The following is a 2424-nucleotide window of genomic DNA, read 5'->3' on the forward strand; positions in this document are numbered from 1 at the left end:
AGATCTGTCTGCAAACAACCCAACATCATGGGAATGGGATTTTGGAGACGGAAATACCAGCACTGTTCAAAATCCAACTCATGTATTTACAATGGCTGGAGTTTATACCGTAAAACTTATTGCCACCAACAGTTTTGGAACTGATACAATCACTAAAACTGATTTTATTACCGTTAACTCATTGGTGCCGGTTGCTGAGTTCTCAGCAAACAAAACAACCATTAACCAGGGAGATGCTGTTATCTTCTCAGATCTGTCTGCAAACAACCCAACATCATGGGAATGGGATTTTGGAGACGGAAATACCAGCACTGTTCAAAATCCAACTCATACTTATTCAACAGCCGGAGTTTATACAGTTAAACTTATAGCCACTAGTACTGTTGGAGCTGACACAATTATTAAAACTGATTTTATTACCGTTAACTCATTGATCCCTGTCGCTGAATTCTCCTCTAATAAAACAACGATTAACCAGGGAGATGCTGTTATTTTTTCGGATCAGTCTACCAATAATCCAACATCATGGTTGTGGGATTTTGGCGATGGAAGTACCAGTACTGTTCAAAATCCGACTCATTCTTATACGTCTGCTGGTGTTTACACGGTGCAATTGATAGTCACCAATACTGTTGGAGCGGACACAATTACTAAAATTGATTTTATTACCGTTAACTCATTGGTGCCGGTCGCTGAATTCTCCGCAAATAAAACAACGATTAACCAGGGAAATCCTGTTGTCTTCTCGGATCAGTCTGCAAACAATCCAATATCATGGTTGTGGGATTTTGGAGACGGAAATTCCAGTACTGTTCAAAATCCAACTCATACTTATACAACAGCTGGAGTTTATACCGTAAAACTCATAGCCACCAATACTGTCGCGGCAGATACAATTACCAAAACTGATTTTATTACCGTTAACTCATTGGTGCCGGTGGCTGAGTTCTCTGCTAACAAAACGACGATTAACCAGGGAGATGCTGTTTTCTTTTCGGACCAGTCTACAAATAATCCAACATCATGGGAATGGGATTTTGGAAATGGAAATACCAGCACTGTTCAAAATCCGACTCATAATTATACGTCTGCTGGTGTTTACACGGTGCAATTGATAGTCGCCAATAGTGTCGCTGCAGATACAATTACTAAAACCAATTATATCACTGTTAACTCATTGATCCCGGTCGCTGAATTCTCCGCAAATAAAACAACGATTAACCAGGGAGATGCTGTTATCTTCTCGGACCAGTCAGTAAACAACCCAACATCATGGGAATGGGATTTTGGGGATGTAAATACCAGCACTGTTCAAAATCCAACTCATACTTACTCATCGGCTGGTGTTTATACTGTGCAATTGATAGCCACCAATACTGTTGGAGCGGACACAATCACAAAAACTGATTATATAACTGTTAACTCACTGGTTCCGGTTGCTGAATTCTCTGCAAATAAAACAACGATTAACCAGGGAGATGCGGTTATTTTTTCGGATCAGTCTACCAATAATCCAACATCATGGCTTTGGGATTTTGGAGATGGAAGTACCAGCACTGTTCAGAATCCAACTCATATTTATACAACTGCTGGAGTTTATTCGGTGAAACTTATCGCTACTAGTAATGTCGGAGCTGACACAATCACAAAAACTGATTATATAACTGTTAACTCACTGGTTCCGGTAGCCGAGTTCTCTGCAAACAAAACGACTATTAACCAAGGAGATGCTGTTGTCTTTTCGGATCAGACTACAAACAATCCAACCTCATGGGAATGGGATTTTGGCGATGGAAATACAAGTACTGTTCAAAATCCTACACATAGTTATTCAACAGCTGGCGTTTATTCGGTGAAACTTATAGCTACTAGTAATGTCGGAGCAGATACAATCACAAAAACTGATTATATAACTGTTAACTCATTGGTTCCGGTAGCTGAGTTCTCTGCTAACAAAACGACCATTAACCAGGGAGATGCTGTTAGCTTCTCGGACCAGTCGGCAAACAATCCAACATCATTGGAATGGGATTTTGGGGATGGAAATACCAGCACTGTTCAAAATCCAACTCATACTTACTCATCTGCTGGTGTTTATACTGTGCAATTGATAGCCACCAATAGTGTTGGAGTTGACACAATTACTAAAACTGATTTTATAACCGTTAACTCATTAGTGCCAGTTGCTGAATTCTCTGCAAACAAAACGACCATTAACCAGGGAGATGCTGTTATCTTTTCAGACCAGTCAGTAAACAACCCAACATCATGGGAATGGGATTTTGGAGATGGAAATTCCAGTACAGTTCAAAATCCAACTCATACTTATACAACAGCCGGAGTTTATATGCTGCAACTGATAGTCGCCAATAGTGTCGCTGCAGATACAATTACTAAAACTAATTATATCACTGTTAACTCATT

At 39.9% G+C, this 2424-nt stretch carries 1 protein-coding gene; it reads left to right on the plus strand.

The window, feature by feature from the left end; genetic code table 11:
- The coding region (locus tag LH29_RS23450; protein ID WP_157493820.1) for a PKD domain-containing protein at positions 1 to 2424 on the plus strand (2424 nt) is incomplete at both ends.

The sequence above is a fragment of the Draconibacterium sediminis genome (genome assembly GCF_000949475.1).
GTDB classification, from domain to species: Bacteria; Bacteroidota; Bacteroidia; order Bacteroidales; family Prolixibacteraceae; genus Draconibacterium; species Draconibacterium sediminis.